Consider the following 21661-nt stretch of genomic DNA (forward strand, 5'->3'; position numbering starts at 1 on the left):
AGAGAACCAGCGGCTGGCTCATTTGTTCATGATATGTTCTAATATAAAGCTAACGGCGCGCCTGGAGTCAATCGAATTGGCGCGCCCATGGATTCATGAGCGGAATCAAGAGGATTCGAGTGCCATGTACCTCGTCACCCTGGACAGCGAGACCGATTTCGACGGCTGGCGTAAAGCCGCACGCGCATTCGCGCTGCACCACGTCGCCCCAGCGGACGTGGTGTGGCACGTGCAAGGCCAGACGAAAGACCAGATGCCGCCCGGCCTGTCCGAAGCGCCGAGCCTTCCGCCGATCGAGACCGAGAGCACGTTCACCGTGCCGGCCAATTTCATCGAGCTTGCCCGCATCGCGATCCTGCATCGCGAGGGCGAGCGTTTTGCGCTGCTCTATCGCCTGCTCTGGCGGTTGAAGGCCGATCACGACCTGCTCGTAACGATGAGCGATCCCGACGTGGCGCAGGCAACCGCGATGGCTGGCAGCGTGCAGCGCGATGCACAGCGGATGCGCGATCTCGTCCGCTTCCGCGAGATCGGGCGCGAGCAGAAGGCGCATTACGCCGCCTGGTTCGAGCCGGAGCATCACATCGTCGCATTCGCCGCGCCGTTCTTTGCGCGTCGTTTTGCCGACATGCCCTGGTCGATCCTCACGCCTGACGTTTGTGCCCATTGGAATGGTCACGCGATCTCCTTCACGCCCGGAATCAGCCGGACGGAGTGGCCGGCACCAGGCCGCCTGGAGGAAACCTGGCGGCGCCATTTCCAGCCCGGCCGGCTGATGACGACCGACGCGCCGGTGAAGCGCCGGAGGAACCTCCAGGACGCATCGGTACTTGGATCGATACTTGGGACCCTTGCTCGCCGATGCCGAACGCTGGACCGGCGGACGGATCTCCCCACGTCCGGAAGCCATCATGGGACACAAAGCCGCCGCCAACGATCTCGAAGCGCTCCGCGAGGAGGCCGCGCATTGCCGTGCCTGCCCGCTCTACAAGGACGCGACGCAAACCGTGTTCGGCGAAGGCCCGAAAGACGCCACCATCATGCTGGTCGGCGAGCAGCCCGGCGACAAGGAAGACCTCGCCGGCCATCCCTTCGTCGGACCGGCCGGGCAGATGCTCGACCGCGCGCTGGAGGAAGCCGGCGTCGACCGCAAGAAGGTCTATGTCACCAATGCGGTGAAGCACTTCAAATTCGTGCCGCGCGGAAAGATCCGCCTGCACCAGAAGCCGGCAACACCGGAAATCAAAGCGTGCCGGCCATGGTATGAGCGGGAAGTTGCGGCAATCCAGCCCGAGCTCATCGTCGCGATGGGCGCCACCGCCGCGCAAAGCGTATTCGGCAAGATCACCCCAATTGGCAAGACCCGCGGCCGGCTCATCGACCTTCCCGACGGCCGCAAGGCGCTGGTGACGGTGCACCCGTCCTATCTGCTGCGACTGCCCGACCCGGAAGCCAAAGTGCTGGAATATCAGCGCTTTGTCGAAGACCTGAAGATCGCCGCCAGCCTGCAGAGGAAATCCGCGCGCGCCGCCTAAATACGGGCGGGAAAACGCCTTTCAACCACCGCTTGTCATCCAGCCTTCAAATCCATCGCGGACAATACCCTTACCTGAAAGTTAAGGGGCGTCCAGACATGACCGATGTAGCATTCGACCGCGCGGTAGCCGATCCCGCGCCGATCCAGCCGGCCTCGCGGCCAAATCTCGACAAGGGCTTCAATCCGCTGACGATGATCCTGTTCTTCGGCATCCTCGCCGCGGGCCTGCTGTTCGTCGCCTACAGCATCTATGCCGACGTCAACGCGACCGGCACGCGGGTCACGACCTTCCTGCCCTACATCCTGCTGTTCGTCGCGCTGCTGATCGCGCTCGGCTTCGAATTCGTCAACGGCTTCCACGACACCGCCAATGCGGTGGCGACCGTGATCTACACCCATTCGCTCCCGGCTGAAGTCGCCGTGATGTGGTCGGGCTTCTTCAACTTCCTCGGCGTGCTGCTGTCCTCCGGCGCGGTCGCCTTCGGCATCGTCTCGCTGCTGCCGGTCGAGCTGATCCTCCAGGTCGGCTCCAGCGCCGGCTTCGCAATGGTGTTCGCGCTGCTGATCGCCGCGATCCTGTGGAATCTCGGCACCTGGTATTTCGGCCTGCCCGCCTCGTCCTCGCACACGCTGATCGGCTCCATCATCGGCGTCGGCATCGCCAACGCCGTGATGCGCGGCCGCGACGGCACCTCGGGCGTGGACTGGAGCAAGGCTACCGAGATCGGCTACGCGCTGCTGCTGTCGCCGCTGGTCGGCTTCGCCTGCGCCGCCGTGCTGCTGCTGGTGCTCAAGTTCATCGTGCGCAACCCGGCTCTGTACGCCGCGCCCGAAGGCAACAAGGCTCCGCCGCTCTGGATCCGCGGCCTCCTGATCCTGACCTGCACCGGCGTCAGCTTCGCGCACGGCTCGAACGACGGCCAGAAGGGCATGGGCCTGATCATGCTGATCCTGATCGGCACCGTTCCAACCGCTTACGCGCTCAACCGCGCTCTGCCGGAATCCCAGGTCGCCCAGTTCCAGAAGACCTCGGAGGCCGCCGCCAGGGTGATCTCGGCCAAGGGCGCCGGGCACAGCATCATCGGCGATCCCCGTCCGGCGGTGACGCAGTACATCGCGCTGCATCAGATCAACGAGGGCACCTATCCCTCGCTCGCCGTGCTGGTGAAGGATGTCGGCGACCAGGTCGCCAAATACGGCACGCTGAACAAGGTGCCGGCGGAAGCCGTCGGCAACACCCGCAACGACATGTACCTGACCTCGGAAGCGATCCGCTTCCTGATGAAGGACAAGGAGAACGATCTCAACAAGGACGAGGTCGCGACCCTGAACGCCTACAAGGGCTCGCTCGACGCCGCCACGAAGTTCATCCCGAACTGGGTGAAGATCGCGGTCGCCATCGCGCTCGGCCTCGGCACCATGATCGGCTGGAAGCGCATCGTCGTCACGGTCGGTGAGAAGATCGGCAAGACCCATCTCACCTACGCACAGGGCGCCTCCGCCGAGCTCGTCGCCGCCGCCACGATCGGTGCCGCCGACGTGTTCGGCCTGCCGGTCTCGACCACCCACGTGCTGTCGTCCGGCGTCGCCGGCACCATGGCCGCGAACGGCTCGGGCCTGCAGATGGCGACCATCCGCAACCTGCTGATGGCCTGGGTGCTGACGCTGCCCTGCGCGATCATGCTGTCGGCCACGCTCTACGTGATCTTCTCGCGAATCTTCTGAAGACCTCTCCTCTCCCTCTCCCCGTTCTTACGGGGAGAGGGTTGGGGTGAGGGGCTGCCTCCGCGATCACGGTGAGAGACGGACTCGCGGAGAGTCCCCCTCACCCGGATTTTACGCTTCGCGAAAAATCCGACCTCGCCCCGCAAGCGGGGCGAGGTGAAGGACGCCGCGTCTACGACGCTGCGAGCGACTCCTCGACCAGCTTGACCCAGTAGGACGTGCCGAACACGATCGCCTCGTCGTTGAAATTATAGGCGGGGTGATGCAGGCCGGCGCTGTCGCCGTTGCCGCAGAAGATGAAGGCGCCGGGGCGCGCTTCCAGCATATAGGCAAAATCCTCACCGCCCATCAGCGGCGGCATCTCGTGCACATTGGCTTCGCCCGCGACCTGCCTTGCGATACGCCGCGCCACCTCGGTCTCCGCGGCGTGGTTGTTCACGACGGGATAGTTGCGCTTGTAGTGCAGGTCGATCTTCGCGCCGGTGATCTGCGCCACGCCCGCCACCACTTCGTGCACGCGCTTCTCGACCAGCTTGCGCACGTCCGGCGACAGCGTGCGGATGGTGCCCCTCAGCGTCGCGGTCTGCGGAATGACGTTGCGGGCGTTGCCGGCGTGGAATTCGCAGATCGAGATCACGGCCGATTCCAGCGGATCGACGCTGCGCGCCACGATCGACTGCAACGCGGTGATCACCTGCGCGCCGACCAGCACGGAATCGATGCATTTGTGCGGTCGCGCGGCATGGCCGCCGAGGCCCTCGATCATGATATCGACCTCGTCGGTCGCCGCCATGATCGGGCCCGGCCGGATCGCGAACGAGCCGATCGGGATGCCCGGGCCGTTATGCATGCCGTAGACCTGCTCGATGCCGAAGCGCTCCATCAGCCCGTCCTTGACCATGGCCGCGCCGCCGGCACCGCCCTCCTCGGCCGGCTGGAAGATCACGACAGCATCGCCGGCAAAATTGCGGGTCTCGGCGAGGTAGCGGGCCGCCCCAAGCAGCATCGCGGTGTGGCCGTCATGGCCGCAGGCGTGCATCTTGCCCGGATTCTTCGAGGCGTAAGGCAGGTTGGTCTGCTCCTCGACCGGCAGCGCGTCCATGTCGGCGCGCAGGCCGATGGTCTTGAGCCCTTCGCCGGCTGGCTTGTTGCCCTTGATCACGCCGACCACGCCGGTCTGGCCGAGGCCGGTCACAACCTCATCGCAGCCGAATTCACGCAGGTGGTCCGCGACGAATGCTGCGGTGCGGTGAACGTCATACAGCAATTCGGGATGCTGGTGGATGTCCCGGCGCCAGGCCTGAATATCGGGTTGAAGGTCGGCGACGCGGTTCACGATGGGCATGGATGGTCTCAAGCTTTGTTGGGAATACAGGACTGTCTACCATGCAAGCCGCAGTCCACCTAACCGCCGCGGATCGGGGGGAGCCCTGCCCTCTCGTCATGGCCGGACTTGTCCCAAACCGCTGCGTCTGCCTATTAGGACGGAACATCAAGTGACCATCCGGGTGGAAGCAGAATGCCAAGGCGGCTCGAAGGTGAGTTTGACTACATTGTCGTCGGGGCAGGCACGGCAGGATGCATTCTCGCCAACCGCCTATCGGCCGATCCGAAAAATCGCGTCCTCATTCTCGAAGCCGGCGGCGACGACAACTGGATCTGGTTCCACATTCCGGTCGGCTACCTCTTCGCGATCGGCAATCCGCGCTCGGACTGGATGTTCAAGACCGAGGCCGAGCCGGGCCTGAACGGCCGCGCGCTGGCCTATCCCCGCGGCAAGGTGATCGGCGGCTGCTCGGCGATCAACGCCATGATCTCGATGCGCGGACAGGCCGCCGATTACGACCATTGGCGCCAGCTCGGCATGACCGGCTGGGGCTATGACGACGTGCTGCCGCTGTTCAAGCGGATCGAGGATCACTTCCTGGGCGCGAGCGAGCATCACGGCGTCGGCGGGGGCTGGCGCATCGAGGCGCCGCGGCTGTCGTGGGAGGTTCTCGATGCCGTCGGCGATGCCGCAGAAGAAATGGGCATCAAGCGCATCCCGGATTTCAACACCGGCGACAACGAAGGCACCAGTTATTTCCACGTCAACCAGAAGCGCGGCCGGCGCTGGTCCTCGGCGCGCGGCTTCCTCAAGCCCGCGCTGAACCGGCCCAACCTGCGGCTCGAGAAGCACGTGCTGGTCGACCGTCTCATCATCGAGCAGGGCCGCGCCGTCGGCGTGCGTTTCGTCCAGAACGGCGAGATCATCGAAGCGCGCGCGAAGCGCGAGGTGATCCTGTCGGCCGGCGCGATCGGCTCGGTGCAGGTGCTGCATCGCTCCGGCATCGGGCCTGCCGACTGGCTGTCGCCGCTCGGCATCGACGTGATGATGGACAAGCCCGGTGTCGGCCGCAATCTGCAGGACCATCTCCAGCAGCGCGCGATCTACAAGGTCGAGGGTGTGCGCACGCTGAACGAGACCTATTACAACCTGTTCCGCCGCGGCCTGATGGGGCTCGACTACGCCTTCCGCCGCCGCGGGCCGCTGACGATGGCGCCGTCGCAACTCGGCATCTTCACGCGTTCCGATGCGACGCGCGCACGCGCCAACATCCAGTTCCACGTACAGCCGCTGTCGCTCGACAAGTTCGGCGATCCCCTGCACCGCTTCCCCGCCATCACCGTGAGCGCCTGCAACTTGCAGCCAACCTCGCGCGGCACCGTGCGGCTGCGCTCGGCGAGCCCGGACGAGAAGCCGATCATCGCGCCGAACTACCTGTCGACCGACGACGACCGCCAGGTCGGCGCCGACGCCATCCGCACCACCCGCCGCCTGATGCAGCAGAAGGCGCTGGCAAAATATCACCCGAGCGAATATCTGCCCGGCCCTTCCGTCGGCGACGACGATGCCTCGCTCGCCAAAGCCGCGGGCGATATCGGCACCACCATCTTCCATCCCGTCGGCACGGCGAAGATGGGCGCGGCGAACGATCCGATGGCGGTGGTCGACGAACGCCTCCGCTTCTACGGCCTCAGCGGCCTTCGCATCGTCGATGCCTCGATCATGCCGACGATCACGTCGGGCAATACCAACACGCCGACCGCAATGATCGCCGAGAAAGGTGCGACGATGATTTTGGAGGATGCGAAGTAAGTCAAACTTCCAGTCCTTAGGTCGGATGATTTCGTTTTTGACTTCCCACGTCATCGACCGCCCGTCGGCCTGCAGGTATGAGGGCCAGGCGCAGCGCGGACAGGCGTCTGCGCTCTCAGCGGGTGACGCAAGACGAGGAAGCAGAAAATGAATTTGAACGAGCTTGCCGATCGATATGTGGCTGTGTGGAACGAGCGGGACTCTGAAAAGCGGAAGCGACAAGTCGCGGAATTATGGATTCCGCAAGGTGAGCACTATGTCGAGTCGCGCAAGGTCGTTGGGCATGATGCGCTCGAGCTGCGCATCATTGAATCGCACAACGAATTCGTGCGCGATGCGGGAAATCGCTTTCGCGCAGTGCCCGGCGCTCGCCGGGAAGGCAACGTGGTGGCATTCTATTGGGAGATGTTGCCAGCCAACGCGGATACCGTGCTGGGCAAAGGCCTGGAATTCGTTGTCGTCTCGGATGCTGGAAAGATAGTCCAGGACTACCAGTTCTATCCGGCCTGACAGGCCCGCATCGCAATGTCCGACGACACGAAGGCGGAGTGATTCATGCCCGTTTCATATGCCATCGAGTTTCAAGTTGTCCCCGGCAAGCGGGAGGAATTTCTGGAGCGCCTCTGTGAAGTCCTGGACGCGATGAAGGTCGAGACGACATATTGTGAGGCGGTCCTGCACCAGGATCCGACGTCCGAAAACCACTTCATGCTCTACGAGACGTGGGACAACCACGATGATGTCGTCAACGTGCAACTAAACCGTCCCTACCGGCACGCGTGGCATGATGCTCTCCCGAGAATACTGGCGAGTGAGCGCAAAATCGGCGTGTGGGAACCAATCAGGGCGGATCCGAAGCGCTCCCCGAAGACCAGATGACCTCGTGGAGAATCGGGCGGCGCTATCTGCGCATGAGCACGTGCTCTCTGGCGCCTGCCCGTCCCCTCTCGACAGCGACCGGCGATGCCTGATCGACAAGCTCCGACTGCATCAGGTTTGCAAGCTCGATCGTACGGTTGTCTGCCGGAAACAGCATTTCGAGGGCGAGTTCGGCCAAGGTGATGTCAGTGGCGGTGCCGAAGACGGTCACGGTATTCAGAAAGGACATGGTGCCGAGGCGCGTCGTGATACGCAGCGGGGTGGCTAGCCGCTCGGACTGCTCGAAGCCCATGCTGGTGGTCGAGTCTGACGGGGCGGGATACGCTGCGACCTCTGCGAGCAGATTTTGCAGCCAGGGATCGGCCCCGGCCTCGATCTGCTGACGCAACACACTCAAGCAATAGGCGCGCCATGCCGCGAGGTTCAGGATTCGCGGTCCCATGCCTGCCGGATGCAGCATGAGACGCATCGCGTTGATGGGTGGCTCTAGGAGTGCTTCCGAACATCCTTCATAGAGCTGGGGAAGCGCGCCATTTGAAAGCACCACGTTCCAGCGCCGATCCACTGCGAAGGCGGGAAAGGGCTTGTGCGCCTGGAGAATGCGATCCATCGCCGCCCTTGCTGCTTCGAGGCCGTCGATCGACGTCTCCTCGTACGCTGGCGCAAACCCCGCCGCGAGCAGCAATCTGTTGCGATCCCGAAGCGGAACATCGAGAAGGTCTGTCAGACGGTTGATGATGGCCCGGCTTGGTTGCGCTTTCCCGGTTTCGAGGCATGACAAATGCCGGGTTGAGCTATTGGCCGCGAGAGCCAGATCGGTCTGCGTGAGGCGTCGCCGCTCGCGCCAACGCCTCAAGAGGATCCCGAAAGGAAGCTGGTGTGCTGTCATGGGGCCAGCCTAGCTTTGAGCCCGGCCATAGAAAATGACCTCCGAGGTCAAGATTTCCATGCTTTCCAAGTCGCGGCACCTTCCGACTTCACGAAATCGTCATCCCATCCAGGAATAAACCCCGCCCTCCCCCAATCACCTCCCCGAAGCCCAATTCCGGGCGAAGTGGAGACGTTGCGATGAGCGGACACGATCACGGGGATGACGGCGTCAACCGCCGCAAGGTGCTGGAATGCATGACCTGGGCCGGCACCGGGGTGCTCTGGACCATCACGGGCGGCGTGCCGCGCTCGCTCGGCATCATCGATTCCGCGCAAGCCGCCACCGCGGCCGCGCCCGGCATGACCTTCCTCCAGATCAGCGACAGCCATGTCGGCTTCGACAAGCCGGCCAATCCCAACGCGCTCGGCACGCTGGAGGAAGCCATCAACAAGATCAACGCGATGCCGGCCAAGCCGTCGTTCATGATCCACACCGGCGACATCACCCATCTGTCGAAAGCCGCCGAGTTCGACAATGCCGAACGCATCATCTCGCAGACCAAGCTCGACGTGCACTACGTCCCCGGCGAGCATGACTTCATCGACGAGGAGGTGAAGCTCTATCGCGAGCGCTACGGCCGCGGCACCAAGGGGCACGGCTGGTACTCCTTCGATGCCGGCGGCGTGCACTTCGTCGGCCTCGTCAACGTCGTCGACCTCAAGGCCGGCGGCCTCGGCAATCTCGGCGCCGAGCAGCTTGCCTGGCTGGAGGACGACCTGCGCGGCAAGTCGAAATCGACGCCGATCGTGCTGTTCGCCCACATCCCGCTCTGGACCGTCTATCCCGAATGGGGCTGGGGTACCGAGGATGGCGGCCGCGCGCTCGAATACGTCAAGGGCTTCGGCTCGGTCACCGTGCTGAACGGCCACATCCACCAGGTAATGCAGAAGGTCGAAGGCAACGTCACCTTTCACACCGCGCGCTCGACCGCCTTCCCGCAGCCGGCGCCGGGGGCAGCTCCTTCGCCCGGACCGATGAAGGTCGAGGACGCAAGGCTGCGCTCGATGCTCGGCGTCGCCAGCATCAACTTCAAGCAGAACGAGCAGCGGCTCGCGATCATCGACACGCCGCTCCAAGGCTGAATCCAAGGTTGAATGGAAGCTGACAATGAAGACACTCAATCGCCGCGACTTCGGCGTCGACCTCGGTCTCGCTCTGGCCGCGGCCGTCCTGCTGCCCGCAACAACCGCCCGGGCCGACGACATGGACGTGCACATCGACAATTTCGTTTTCCAGCCGGCCGAGCTCAAGATCAAGGTCGGCGCCACCGTGACCTGGACCAACCGGGACGACATCCCGCACACGATCGTCTCGGCCGGCAAGTTCAGGTCCAAGACCCTGGACACCGACGACAAGTTCTCGTTCACCTTCACCAATGCGGGCGACTACAAATATTTTTGTTCGTTGCACCCGCACATGACGGGGGTGATCAAGGTTGAGTAACGTCTCCAACCAAGGCATCAACGTCTTGCCCGGCCGGTGGTCCCACGCCGGCCGGGCTCGTGTGCGTTCCGTCACACACAGGGACGGAACGAAGCCACAGGCAGAACAAGAGGCAAAGCGAGGAGCGATGCCCGCCACCGACGATCTGCAGAAGGCGCAGCGCTTCCGCGAAGCGGCGCTGCCCTATCTCGACGACGTCTACACGCTCGCGCGCTATCTGCTGCGCGACGCCTCCGATGCCGAGGACGCCGTGCAGGAGTGCTATCTGCGCGCGCTGAAGCACTTCGACAGCTATCGCGGGCCGGCGATGAAGCCCTGGCTGTTCGCGATCCTGCGCAACGTCTGCAACGCAGAATATGCGCGTCGCGCGCACAGACCCAGCGCGATCGAGGATACGCCCGGCGCCGCCGAGCACACGCCGATCTGGCAGGAGACCGGGGCAAGCCCGGAAACCGAAGTGCTGCGCAGCCGCGATGCCGGCGCCATCCGCAAGCTGATCGATGCGCTCGCCGAGCCGTTCAAGGAAACCTTCGTGCTGCGCGAGATCAACAACCTGTCCTATCGTGAAATCGCCGAGGCCGTCGGCGCCCCCGTCGGCACCGTGATGTCCCGCCTCGCCCGCGCCCGCGCCATGCTGCGCGCGGCCTGGACGGCGGAAGAGGAGCATCCAAGATGACCTGCGACGAGGCAAGAATCCTGCTTCACGCACTGATCGACAACGAGCTCGATGCCGGCCACGCGCGTGAAGTCGAAGCCCATATCGCCGGCTGCCCGGCCTGCGCCGCGGAGCTTGCGGCACAACGCGAGATGCAGCGCGTGCTCGCCGACACCGATTTGCGCTACACCGCACCGGCGAGCTTGCGCGCCCGCATCGAGGCCTCGATGCCTCAGCCGCAGCGCCTGCAACCGACCCGCCGCTCCGTGTTGCGCGGCTTTGCGATGGGCTCGGCGGTCTCCGCGCTCGCCGCCTCCGGCGTCGTCGCCGTGGTGCTGCGCCAGGACGACCAGCAGCGCATCCTGTCGGAGGTCGTCTCCGCCCATCTGCGCTCGCTTCAGGCCGGCCATCTCACCGACGTGATCTCGACCGACCAGCACACCGTCAAACCCTGGTTCAACGGCAAGCTCGACGTCGCCCCGCCCGTGATCGACCTCACCGCGCAGGGTTTTACGCTGGTCGGCGGCCGGCTCGACTATATCGACGCCCGCGCCATCGGCGCCGTCGTCTACCGGCGCCGGCAGCACGTGATCAACCTGTTCGTGTCGCAGACCTCGAGCACCGAACACCGGCCGCCGAAGACCCAGACCATGCAGGGCTTCAACTGCCGCCGCTGGGGCGATCGCGGCCTGAATTTCTGGGCGGTCAGCGATCTCGGCGCCGACGAGCTGGCCGAGTTCGTCGACAAGTTCGGGGCGGCGATGAAGGTGAATGTGGAGGGGTAGCTTCTTCAGTCAAGGTGACGCTGGAGATCAAGCGCTCGCACTGCCACGACAAATGCCACCATCAGGATCGACGCCATGGCGGCAACCATGGCCGCGATCCTGAAGCGCTTAAGGTACATCAAGCAGGCCTCGGACAGAGCAGGCTCGTAAGGAAGGTGCACTGTACGCATGGACGCACGTATGGCGGTGAGAGGTCCGACTATGTGGGGTTTAGGCACCGATCGCTTGTAACTATCATAGCTGAGCCAAGCGAAAGAGACGGATATCGCGAACGTCAGAAATAAGAGAACCGAGACAAGCGCAATCATCGATCGCATAGAACGAGATCTCTACCCTTGCCCGCATTGCGCGAGGCCAAGCGCTTCCGCAAACTATATCGATAACGCGGACGGTGCCTAGGCCGACCTTCGCACCGCGTTGTCCACCAGCGTCTTGCCGAGCGACCAGATCGCACCGGGCACCTTGTGGCTGCCGGCGATGACGTCGTCGAAGGCGCGCTCGATCCAGCCGCAGTCTTCCTCGGTGATGGTGAGCGGCGGCAGCAGCTTGATGGTGTGGCTGCCGTGGCCGGCGACCTGGGTGAGGATCTTGTGATCCTTGAACAGCGGCACGGTGATGAGCTGGCAGAACAGGCCCTTGTTGGCGGCCTCCAGCACGTTCCAGGACGCCCGCAGGCGCAGCGACTTCGGCGGGCCGAACTCAACGCCGATCATCAGGCCCTTGCCGCGCACTTCCTTCATCAGCTCGTAGCCGGGCACCATGCGCGTCAGCGCAAGGCGCAGCTCGGCGCCGCGCTTGGCGGCGGACTCGATCAGCTTCTCGGACTCCATGACATCGAGCGTGGCGATGCCCGCGGCCATCGCCAGATCGTTCTTGGAGAAGGTGGAGCCGTGCACCACCGCGCGATCCATCTGGTTGAAGATCTTGTCGAAGATGCCCTTGCGCGTCAGCACCGCGCCGACCGGCACGTGGCCGCCCGACAGCGACTTCGACAGCAGCACCATGTCGGGCTCGACGTTCCAGTGCTCGACCGCGAGGAAGCGGCCGGTGCGGCCCATGCCGGTCTGAATCTCGTCGGCGACGAACAGCGTGCCGTATTTCTTGCAGAGCGCTGCCGCACCGGGCAGGAACTCGTCGGTGGGCATGTTGACGCCCTTGCCCTGGATCGGCTCGACGACGAAGGCCGCGACCTCGCGCGAGGCCAGCGCCTTTTCGAGCGCGGCGAGATCGTTGAAGGGGACCGGGGTGCAGCCGGGCAGCAGCGGCTCGAAACCGGTGCGGAAGTTCGAGTCACCCGTCAGCGACAGCGCGCCATAGGTCAGGCCATGATAGCCGTGGGCGCAATAGACGATGCCGGGACGGCCGGTGGCGCCACGTGCGAACTTGATCGCGGCCTCGACGCATTCCGCCCCGGAATTGGCGAAGAACGCCTTGTCGAGATAGGGAACGTATTTCAGGAGGCGCTCGGCGAGCACGCCGGCGAGCGTCGAGACGTCGAACTGGACGAGGTTGGGCAGGTCGGCATCGAGCACGCTCTTGAGCGCATCGCGCATGACCGGATGATTGCGCCCGATCGCAAACACGCCAAAGCCGGACAACAGGTCGAGATAGCGCGCCCCGTCGCGGTCGTAGAGGTACTGCCCCTGCCCCTTCTGGAAGCCGACGTCGTAGCCGATGGTCTTGAGAACCCGAACGAACTGCTCGTTCAGATACCGATTATGCAGGGCACTGCGCTGGGCCTGACGGTCCGCGAACAGTTGAGACATGTCTGGATTTGGGCTGTGCATCCGCTACATACTTCGGTTGAGGGCCGTCTCGTCAACTGGAAACGGACCGTTACAGAAAACGGTCTGTGCGGCCTTTTGCCCTTTTTCGGACCATCTTCGCAAGCACAGCTTTAAACCATGTTGCACTGCCAAGGAACACTCATGCGTTTGGCCCTTTACACCGGAATTATACTGGCTGGCGGTTACGCCTGCCTGACTCCTGCTCTCGCCGCCGACCCCACCGGCGACTGGCGGGTCGCCGACGGCGTCGCCAACATCCGTGTCGCCCAATGCAATGGCAGCATGTGGGGCGCGGTTTCCTGGGAAAAGCAGCCTGGCGGCCGTGACGAGAACAACCCGGATGTCTCGAAACAGAACAGGCCGACGCTGGGCATGGCGACCCTGATCGACATGAAGAAGAAGCCCGGCGTCGATCAGTGGGAAGGACAGGTCTACAACGCGAAAGACGGCCAGCTCTACAGCGCGACCATCACTCCGGCCGGTACCGACCAGCTTGAGATCAAGGGCTGCGTGATGGGCTTCCTCTGCGGCGGCGAAACCTGGACCCGGGTCGGACCGCCGATCCCCTTGAGCCCCGCCAACGCCATGGCCAAGGGCGCGCCGAAGCCCACCGGCGCGGCGCCGAAAGCCCAAGGCACTGCACCACCCCAAGGCACAGCGCCCCAAGGCACGACGGGCGCCACAGCGCCTGCGCCCGCGCCGGCCCCGAAAACCGCCACGACGGCCAAGCCCGGTCAGAAGGGCGCCGCCGACCCCGTCGGCGACATCTGCCTACTCCCTGAGATTGCGGGGCTTGCCCATTAGGGCCGGCTGGAACAGCAGCACGGCGGCGAGCGTCGTCACCAGTGAGAGCGCCAGCAGCTTGCCCATGCTGGACGTGCCGGGATGGCTCGACAGCCACAGGCTGCCGAACGCCGTCGCCGTCGTCAGCGCGCTGAAGAAGATCGCGCGTGTCAGGCTGGTCTGAAGCAGGTTTGTTCTGCCCGAGCGCCAGGCCACGACATAGTAGATCTTGAAGGCAACGCCGACGCCGAGCAGCAGCGGGAACGCGACGATGTTGGCGAAGTTGAGCGGCAGGCCGATCAGCACGCAGATCTCGAGCGTGACCGCGCCGGCAACCAGGAGCGGCACCAGCGTCATCAGCACGTCCACGAACCGGCGGAGCGTGATCCACAGCAGAAGGCCGATCACCAGCAGCGCGTAGACGCCGGCGTGGATGAACGCCTTCACCACGGTGTCGCCGGATTTCAGGATCGAGACCGGCCCGCCGATCGCGGTCGGCTCGGCAACGAGCACCGCCGCCGCAAATCTGCGCAGGGTGTCGTTGTCGTTGGGATCGCCCTTGGGCAGCGCCTCGACGCGGATGATGCCGTCCTTGCTCTTCCAGGCGCTGACCAGATCGGGCGGCAATGACTTCAGGGTGACCGGCTCGGCCTGCATCGCGTTCCTGAGCTGGTCGAACACGATCTTCATCGGCGTGACGAACACGTCCTGCGCCTTGTTGCGCATGGCCTCGTCGGCATTGGCGAGCTTCTCGAGCGCGTCCGCAAGGCGGCGCGAGGCGACCGCGCCCGGCCCCTTCGCATCGCCGGCGGTCCGGCGCAGATTGTCGACCGAGGATTTCAGCGCATCGACGTTCTCCTTGTCCGACGGCGCGGCATCGATCTGGTCGGGATTGAGCGCGGGGTTCAGCACCTTGGCGCCCTGTGCGATCAGCTTCAGCTTCGGCTGCTGGTCTTGCGGCACGAAGCTGTCGAGCGACATCACGCGCAGCACCTCCGGCACCTTCTCCAGCTTCGCCTCGACCTGCCGTGCCTGCTCCTCGGACGTCGTCATCACGTTGATGGCATTGGCACCGGTGTTGGGATCCTTGCGCAGGTCGAGGAAGGTCGCGATCGATTCGGCCTTCGGGTTGCGCAGGTTCATCGGGTTGAAGTCGAACTTCATGAAATAGAGCAGCGGCAAGCCGGCGAGCGCGAGCAGCAGCGTGCCCCCCACCACCAGCACACGATGCTTCTCCAGGAAGTGATCGAGCGGCGCCAGGAAGGCGTAGCCCACGGGCTCCTTCTCGCCGGGTGGGTTGAGCAGCTTCAGCATTGCCGGCAGAACGGTGATCGAAGAGAGGAAAGCCACCAGCATGCCGACGCCGGCGATCTGGCCGAGCTCCGCGATGCCTTGATAGTCCGTAGGCATGAAGCAAAGGAAGCCTGCCGCGGTCGCCATCGCCGCAAGCGACAGCGGCACCGCAGAGCGCTTCGCTGCCAGCACCAGCGCACCCGAAAGGTCGTTGTGCTTGTAGCGCTCCGAGCGGTAGCGGACGCTGTACTGGATGCCGAAATCGACGCCGAGGCCGACGAACAGCACCGCGAACGCGATCGACAGCAAATTGAACGATCCGACCATCATCAGGCCGGCGGCGGTCGTGATGGCAAGGCCGACGAAGAGATTGACGAACACCGCGAAGATGATCTTCGCCGAGTGCAGCGCCAGCCACAGGATCAGCAGCACGACGAGGACGGTGCCGACGCCGTTGACGACGGCGCCTTCCTGGACGGTGGCATATTCCTCATTGGCGATCGGCACCGGGCCGGTCAGTCGCACCCGCGCCTGGTATTTGGTCGCGAAATCCAGATCCGCCGCAGCCTTGCGGATCGCGTCGGTAGCGCCCTTGCCGGGCTCCAGCGCGTTGTAGTCGAGGATCGGCTTGAACTCGATGAAGGCGCGCTTGTCGGAATCCGACAGCGGCTCGTCGCTGACGAGTTCGCGCCACGAGAAGCTCGCATTGCCCTTGTTGAGCACGGTCTCGACCGTCTGCGCGATCAGGTTGAAAGGCCGCGCGGTATTGTCGAGCTTGACCTGGCCGCGCTTGACGCCGGCAAGTCCCGTCTCCAGCGCGCCGGTCAGGCCGCGGATCGAGGGGTCGCCCGCCATGATCTCGATCAGGGGCGCCGCCGATTCGAACTCGCCGGTGACCTTGGCGACCTCCTCGGTCGGCAGGAACAAGAGGCCGTTCTTCTCGAAGAACTCGCCGGTGCCGAGCTGCTGCATCGACTGGAAGTTGGTCTTGTCGTCCTTCAGCTTGGCAAACAGCGCGTCCGATGCCGCGGTCGCCATTTCCGGCGTCTTTGCCTCGACCACTGCCGTAATCGTCGCGTCGCGGTCGAAGGCGCGGTCGAATTGCTGGTCGCGCTGGCGCCAGTCCAGATTCTGGGCAATCAGCGAGTTGATGTCGGTGTTGATGGCGAAGTGCTTGGACGTGTAATAGCCGGCCCCCACCGCAAGCAGGAGCCCGAGAACGACGACGAGGGAGGCAAACCGGGTACAGGCCCTGACGATGGCAACGACTACGCTTTGCAGCACATCTTTTCTTTCTGGTGTTAACAGCTTGCCGAAAACGCCCGCTGTTTATCGGAGTTCCCGGGCGAAACCTATTGCTGTTTTAAGTGGCTCTCGCCGCAAGAAGGTTCGAGGTAAACGGCGCGGACCGTGGCAAAATCATGCGGGGCGGTCGGTATAGCCGGGGAGTTGAGGCGGGAAAGTGACGAAGGGGTGAGCACAAATGTCGCCATTTTGCTCATCGCAATTTCCATACTATAATACCCGGCGGGGAACCAAAGGTCTATCCGACCTTTCCTTTCTGCCGATTTTTTGACACAAAGTATTGCGCCTCCATGCGCCGGAGCCCCGACGGGGGTGGGTGGCTACCGCGTGCGCGAAACCAATGGTGCGGATATTGCAACTCATTGGTCAGTATCGAGGTGCCGCCGGGAACTTTGAAGCGGATTGGTGCAACTTGCGTGATGGGCGTCCTATGGAAGTTTATCTAGCGCAACCGCGCGGTTTCTGCGCGGGCGTGGTGCGGGCGATCGAGATCGTGGAACGGGCGCTGGAGAAGTTCGGCCCGCCCGTCTACGTGCGCCACGAGATCGTGCACAACAAATACGTGGTCGAGAGCCTGAAGAACAAGGGCGCCATCTTCGTCGAGGAGCTGTCCGAGGTTCCGCCGAAGGCGGTGACCGTTTTCAGCGCCCATGGCGTCGCCCGCAGCGTCGAGGAAGAGGCCGCCGCGCGCGACCTTCCGGTGCCCAATGCCACCTGCCCCCTGGTCACGAAAGTTCACAATCAGGGGAAGCGCTATATCACCAAGGGCCGCACCCTGATCCTGATCGGCCATGCCGGCCACCCCGAGGTCGAGGGCACGATGGGCCAGGTTCCCGCCCCCGTGCTGCTTGTTCAAAGCGTTGAAGAGGTTAACGCCCTCACGCTGCCGGCGGATACGCCAGTGGCCTACATCACCCAGACCACCCTGTCGGTGGACGACACCAGGGACATCATTTCGGCCCTTCAGGCCCGCTTTACAGATATTCAAGGCCCGGATATCCGGGATATCTGCTATGCGACACAGAACCGCCAATCTGCGGTAAGGGACTTGAGCAAGCTGGTCGACGTGATCTTGGTGGTGGGCGCTGCCAATAGCTCGAACTCGAACCGGCTCCGCGAAATCGGCACTGAAGCCGGTGTCGCGAGTTATTTGATTGCCGACGGCAGCGAGCTCAATCCGGAGTGGTTGAAAGATGCCAGGACCGTCGGCGTCACGGCCGGCGCCTCGGCGCCCGAGGTACTCGTGGATGACGTGATCGAAGCGATGCGGCGGATCGGACCAGTCAAGGTCCAGGTGCTGCCGGGCCGCGAGGAAAACATCGAATTCCGGCTTCCGGCCGAACTGGCTGCGAGCTGACCCACCCGAATTTCAAGCCCAGAAAGAAACGTGTAATGGCTATCCCCTTCTTCAAGGAAATGCGTATCGGCGGCTATTTGCTCAAGCAGAAACTGCTTGGCCGCAAACGCTATCCGCTCGTGCTGATGCTGGAGCCGCTGTTCCGCTGCAACCTCGCCTGCGTCGGCTGCGGCAAGATCGATTATCCGGATGCGATCCTGAACCGCCGCATGACGGCGCAGGATTGCTGGGACGCGGCCGACGAATGCGGTGCGCCGATGGTCGCCATTCCCGGCGGCGAGCCGCTGATCCACAAGGAGATCGGCGAGATTGTGCGCGGCCTCGTCGCGCGCAAGAAGTTCGTCTCGCTCTGCACCAACGCGCTGCTGCTCGAGAAGAAGCTCGATTTGTTCGAGCCCTCCCCGTATTTGTTCTTCTCCGTGCATCTCGACGGCCTGAAGGACCATCACGACAAGGCGGTGTCGCAGAAGGGCGTGTTCGACCGCGCCGTCTCCGCGATCAAGGCGGCCAAGGCGCGCGGCTTCACGGTCAACGTCAACGCCACCATCTTCGACGGCCATCCGGCCGAGGAGATCGCGAAGTTCCTCGACCTCACCGTCGAGCTCGGTGTCGGCGTCTCGATGTCGCCGGGCTACGCCTATGAGCGTGCGCCGGACCAGGAGCACTTCCTCAACCGCACCAAGACCAAGAAGCTGTTCCGCGACGTCTTCGCGATGGGCAAGGGCAAGAAGTGGAACTTCATGCATTCCGGCCTGTTCCTCGACTTCCTCGCCGGCAACCAGGAATACGAGTGCACGCCCTGGGGCATGCCCGCGCGCAACATCTTCGGCTGGCAGAAGCCCTGCTATCTGCTCGGTGAAGGCTATGCCAAGACCTTCAAGGAGCTGATGGACACCACGGACTGGGAGACCTACGGCACCGGCAAGTACGAGAAGTGCGCCGACTGTATGGCCCATTGCGGCTACGAGCCGACCGCGGCGACCGCAGCGCTGAACAACCCGCTGAAGGCGATGTGGGTGTCGCTGCGCGGCGTCAAGACCTCTGGCCCGATGGCGCCGGAGATCGACATGAGCAAGCAGCGCCCGGCGCAGTACATCTTCTCGGAGCAGGTCCAGAAGAAGCTCTCCGAGATCCGCAAGGACGAGGCCGCCGCCGCCGAGCAGAAGGCCGCACGGAAGGCCTCGACGGCGGCGTAAGCGAGAACAACGCCACGAACGAAAAAGGCCCGGTCGCCAATGGCGACCGGGCCTTTTCTTTTGTCAGATCGAGACGCTCAGACCGTCTCGGCGACCAGCGCCTCGCTGTCGACCAGCTCGGTGCCGATCAGGAAGTCGCGGCAGCCGCGCAGGGAGCGCAGCGCGCGGTTGAAGTCGATGCCGGTCGAGACCAGGGCATGCAGCGTCGTCGGATTGCGCACGATGCCACGCAGGACGGCCGCGAGGTCGATCTGGCCGTTCGGCTTGATCGCGGCGCGGGCGAGCGCCGGCAGCGCGCGATGGGCGGGGTCGCTGATGACGCGGACCGCGGCAAAGGGCAGCCCCGCCTCGGCGGCGTAGGCGGCCGCGATGTGGCTTTCCATGTCGACGGCGGAGGCGCCGGTCTCCGAATGCAGCGCCGCCTTGCAGGACCGCCCGGTGACCACTTCCTCGGCGCCGGCGAGGCTGCCGCGCACGACACGGCGGCGCCCTGACGTCAGGCGGTCGATCAGGTCGTCGCCGAGCGATAGGCCAGCGGCCCAGCGGGTGTCGCCTGACAGCACCTCGGTCGCCAGCACGACGTCGCCGGAGCGCAGCGTCGGGTCGAGCCCGCCGGCCACGCCGAACGAGATCACGCCGCGAATCGTCTCAGGATCCACCACGGTCAGGAGCGCCCGCAACTGGGTCGGGCTGCTGGACGAGCAGATGACGGCCATTCCGGGGCCGGCCGCGATGCGGGCCTCCTGAACCAGACCGGTCACAATGAGTATTGGCCGCGGATCAATGGCATTGCCCGCGGTAAGATAGTCCCCCGTCCCCAAAGTCACATTCCGACCCCTACCACCCTGCTGTTGGTGTTCCGCAAGTTCCGGTACCGCGCCAGCGCCCACAGCGGGAAGAACTTCGAGTAACCATGATACCGTAGATAGAATACACGGGGAAAGCCTGTGGCGGTGTACCGCTGCTCGTCCCACAGTCCTTTTTCGTTCTGTGTTGCAATCAGGTACTCCACCCCGCGGGCGACGGCCGGGTGATCAACCTCGCCTGCCGCCATCAGGGCAAGCAAGGCCCATGCCGTTTGCGAGGCGGTCGAGGGGGCGGCTTCCCAGCCCTTGTAGTCCAGCCGGTAGCTGACGGCGTCCTCGCCCCAGCCCCCGTCCTTGTTCTGGATCGAGGCCAGCCAGGCCGCGGCTTTCCGAATCATCGGGTCGTCGTGGCGGACGCCGGCCATGTTCAGGGCGCAGAGCACAGACCAGGTTCCATAAATGAAGTTCATGCCCCAGCGGCCGTACCAGGACCCTTCCGGGTGCTGGGTCTTGCGGAGGTAGGCGACCCCGTCGGCCACATGCTTGCTGGTCTTGGCGGTCTCGCCGAGCTGGGCCAGCATCGAGACGCAGCGCGCGGTGACGTCCTCGGTCGGCGGATCAAGCAGCGCGCCATGGTCCGAGAACGGGATGTTGTTCAGGTAATATTCGAGGTTGTTGACGTCGAAGGCGGCCCAGCCGCCGTCGTCGCTCTGCATGCCCTCGATCCACTCCCGGCCACGGTCGATCGCGGAATCATAGCCGGTGACGCCGTGCTCCCGGCGCATCCGGTCCATCGACATCACCACGACCGCGGTGTCGTCGAGATCGGGATAGTAGGCATTGTTGTACTGGAACGCCCAGCCGCCCGGGCGCACGTCGGGCCGCTTCACGGCCCAGTCGCCCTTCACCTCGAGCTCCTGCTTCGGGATCAGCCAGTCGAGGCCATGCTTCGCCGCAGGCACGGCCTTGTCGCCGCCGGCCTCCAGCAGCGCGTGGGCGGTCAGCGTCGTATCCCACACCGGCGAGACGCAGGGCTGGCAATAGGCCTCGTCGTCGCCGATCACGAGCAGCTTGTCGATGCCCCGGCGCGTGAACGCGCGCGGCGGATAGTTCTCGTCCTTGCCGAGCGCGTCGTACATCATGACGAGGTTGGCCATCGGCGGATAGATCGCGCCCATGCCGTCCTCGCCGTTGAGCCGCTCCTCGCTGAAGGCGAGCGCGGTGTCGATGGCGCGCTTGCGCAGGCTCTTCGGAAACAGCGGCTCGATGACGCGCAAGATCGCATCGAGCGAACGGAACAGCAGGAACCAGGCCATGCTCTGGTGCGGCGCCTTCGCGGTCATGCCGATCGAGCGCGGATCCTGGAGAAACAGCTCGTCGATGCCGACGCCCTTCGGATTCTTCGCGCGCGGCTTGAGCGCGGCGATGACCATCAGCGGCACCATGGTGGTGCGCGCCCAGTAGGAGATCTTGTTGATGTGGAACGGCGACCAGAACGGCAGCAGCATGATCTCGATCGGCAGAACCGGCACCGCGCGCCAGGTCACGATGCCGAACATCGCGAGCATGAAGCGCGTGAAGACGTTGCTGTGAATGGCGCCGCCGCGGGCGTGGATCGCCTCGCGCGCACGCACCATGTGCGGGGCGTCGATGGAATCCCCGATCATCTTCAGCGCGAAGTACGCCTTCACGCTGGCGCTCATGTCGAACTCGCCGTCATGCACGAGCGGCCAGCCGCCATGGGCGCCCTGCACGCGACGGAGATAATTGCCGATCTTGGCCTCGAGCACGGTGTCGACCGGCTCGGCGAGATAGTGGCGCAACAGAACGTATTCGGCCGGAATCGTGCAGTCGGCCTCGAGCTCGAACACCCAATGGCCGTCGGATTGCTGGAAGCCGAGGACGCCTTGCGTGGCTGACGCAATGCTCGATTCCAAGATCTCCGATTCCGAGATCTTGCATTCCTTGGCTTCGCGGGCGGTCGCGTTCACGGAATCCATCTGGCTCGATTACTCCGATAGTTGATGTGAATTGACCGGG

Annotated in this window: 17 protein-coding genes and 1 pseudogene; 12 read left to right on the forward strand and 6 right to left on the reverse strand. The window is 64.2% G+C overall.

All coding sequences use genetic code 11. The features are described from left to right. Positions 1 to 124: 124 nt before the first annotated feature. Positions 125 to 1535: pseudogene (locus ACFLEY_RS31385) on the forward strand (UdgX family uracil-DNA binding protein). Between the two features lie 98 nt (positions 1536 to 1633). Then, positions 1634 to 3262 (forward strand): inorganic phosphate transporter, encoded by a 1629-nt coding sequence (locus ACFLEY_RS31390; protein ID WP_011085806.1) that lies wholly within the window; start codon positions 1634 to 1636, stop codon positions 3260 to 3262. 172 nt (positions 3263 to 3434) lie between these two features. On the opposite strand, the gene ACFLEY_RS31395 is transcribed toward ACFLEY_RS31390, so the two are convergent. After that, positions 3435 to 4607: a M20 aminoacylase family protein gene (locus tag ACFLEY_RS31395; protein ID WP_060911148.1), complete on the reverse strand. Its 1173-nt coding sequence runs from the start codon at positions 4605 to 4607 to the stop codon at positions 3435 to 3437. A gap of 174 nt (positions 4608 to 4781) precedes the next feature. On the opposite strand from ACFLEY_RS31395, the gene ACFLEY_RS31400 reads away from it, so the two are divergent. The 3 genes from ACFLEY_RS31400 (at position 4782) to ACFLEY_RS31410 (ending at position 7280) form a co-directional block, all read left to right on the forward strand. Beyond that, complete coding sequence (locus ACFLEY_RS31400; protein WP_028172319.1) at positions 4782 to 6401, forward strand: GMC family oxidoreductase; 1620 nt, start codon at positions 4782 to 4784, stop codon at positions 6399 to 6401. A 147-nt stretch (positions 6402 to 6548) separates the two neighbouring features. Then, the gene (locus ACFLEY_RS31405) at positions 6549 to 6911 is read left to right on the forward strand and encodes a hypothetical protein (protein WP_011085803.1); all 363 of its coding nucleotides are present in this window, start codon (positions 6549 to 6551) and stop codon (positions 6909 to 6911) included. Between the two features lie 45 nt (positions 6912 to 6956). Then, the gene (locus tag ACFLEY_RS31410) at positions 6957 to 7280 is read left to right on the forward strand and encodes a putative quinol monooxygenase (RefSeq protein WP_011085802.1); all 324 of its coding nucleotides are present in this window, start codon (positions 6957 to 6959) and stop codon (positions 7278 to 7280) included. Positions 7281 to 7302: 22 nt separating this feature from the next. On the opposite strand, the gene ACFLEY_RS31415 is transcribed toward ACFLEY_RS31410, so the two are convergent. After that, positions 7303 to 8169 (reverse strand): helix-turn-helix transcriptional regulator, encoded by an 867-nt coding sequence (locus tag ACFLEY_RS31415; protein WP_060911145.1) that lies wholly within the window; start codon positions 8167 to 8169, stop codon positions 7303 to 7305. A 179-nt stretch (positions 8170 to 8348) separates the two neighbouring features. On the opposite strand from ACFLEY_RS31415, the gene ACFLEY_RS31420 reads away from it, so the two are divergent. The 4 genes from ACFLEY_RS31420 (at position 8349) to ACFLEY_RS31435 (ending at position 11094) form a co-directional block, all read left to right on the forward strand. Further along, the gene (locus tag ACFLEY_RS31420) at positions 8349 to 9293 is read left to right on the forward strand and encodes a metallophosphoesterase (RefSeq protein WP_060911144.1); all 945 of its coding nucleotides are present in this window, start codon (positions 8349 to 8351) and stop codon (positions 9291 to 9293) included. Positions 9294 to 9318: 25 nt separating this feature from the next. Beyond that, positions 9319 to 9654, forward strand: a complete 336-nt coding sequence (locus ACFLEY_RS31425; RefSeq protein ID WP_060911143.1) for a cupredoxin family copper-binding protein — start codon at positions 9319 to 9321, stop codon at positions 9652 to 9654. 127 nt (positions 9655 to 9781) lie between these two features. Next, the gene (locus tag ACFLEY_RS31430; RefSeq protein WP_396604288.1) at positions 9782 to 10330 is read left to right on the forward strand and encodes a sigma-70 family RNA polymerase sigma factor; all 549 of its coding nucleotides are present in this window, start codon (positions 9782 to 9784) and stop codon (positions 10328 to 10330) included. Further along, positions 10327 to 11094 carry an anti-sigma factor gene (locus ACFLEY_RS31435; protein ID WP_011085797.1) on the forward strand — a complete coding sequence of 256 codons (768 nt, stop codon included), beginning with the start codon at positions 10327 to 10329 and terminating at the stop codon, positions 11092 to 11094. Before ACFLEY_RS31430 ends, ACFLEY_RS31435 begins: the two co-directional genes overlap by 4 nt. Before the next feature lie 395 nt (positions 11095 to 11489). Here the strand turns inward: ACFLEY_RS31435 and hpnO are convergent, their stop codons facing one another. After that, entirely contained in the window at positions 11490 to 12881 is a 1392-nt protein-coding gene (gene hpnO / locus ACFLEY_RS31440) for an aminobacteriohopanetriol synthase HpnO (protein ID WP_011085794.1), read from the reverse strand. Between the two features lie 141 nt (positions 12882 to 13022). On the opposite strand from hpnO, the gene ACFLEY_RS31445 reads away from it, so the two are divergent. Next, positions 13023 to 13685, forward strand: a complete 663-nt coding sequence (locus ACFLEY_RS31445; protein WP_028172324.1) for a DUF2147 domain-containing protein — start codon at positions 13023 to 13025, stop codon at positions 13683 to 13685. Here ACFLEY_RS31445 and ACFLEY_RS31450 read toward each other — a convergent pair. Next, the gene (locus ACFLEY_RS31450) at positions 13653 to 16241 is read right to left on the reverse strand and encodes an MMPL family transporter (RefSeq protein ID WP_011085792.1); all 2589 of its coding nucleotides are present in this window, start codon (positions 16239 to 16241) and stop codon (positions 13653 to 13655) included. The genes ACFLEY_RS31445 and ACFLEY_RS31450 overlap by 33 nt on opposite strands. 451 nt (positions 16242 to 16692) lie before the next feature. Between ACFLEY_RS31450 and ispH the strand changes: the two genes are divergently transcribed. Next, positions 16693 to 17619, forward strand: a complete 927-nt coding sequence (gene ispH, locus ACFLEY_RS31455; protein ID WP_060911141.1) for a 4-hydroxy-3-methylbut-2-enyl diphosphate reductase — start codon at positions 16693 to 16695, stop codon at positions 17617 to 17619. Positions 17620 to 17654: 35 nt separating this feature from the next. Next, on the forward strand, positions 17655 to 18815 hold the full coding sequence (hpnH, locus tag ACFLEY_RS31460; protein WP_060911140.1) for an adenosyl-hopene transferase HpnH: 1161 nt from the start codon (positions 17655 to 17657) through the stop codon (positions 18813 to 18815). Positions 18816 to 18892: 77 nt separating this feature from the next. On the opposite strand, the gene ACFLEY_RS31465 is transcribed toward hpnH, so the two are convergent. Both ACFLEY_RS31465 and shc read right to left on the reverse strand, forming a co-directional pair. After that, on the reverse strand, positions 18893 to 19642 hold the full coding sequence (locus tag ACFLEY_RS31465) for a phosphorylase (protein WP_028172326.1): 750 nt from the start codon (positions 19640 to 19642) through the stop codon (positions 18893 to 18895). After that, positions 19639 to 21621 (reverse strand): squalene--hopene cyclase, encoded by a 1983-nt coding sequence (shc, locus tag ACFLEY_RS31470; RefSeq protein ID WP_396604289.1) that lies wholly within the window; start codon positions 21619 to 21621, stop codon positions 19639 to 19641. Before shc ends, ACFLEY_RS31465 begins: the two co-directional genes overlap by 4 nt. Positions 21622 to 21661: the final 40 nt, after the last annotated feature.

This window comes from Bradyrhizobium sp. YCK136 (assembly GCF_044570075.1).
GTDB lineage: Bacteria > Pseudomonadota > Alphaproteobacteria > Rhizobiales > Xanthobacteraceae > Bradyrhizobium > Bradyrhizobium diazoefficiens.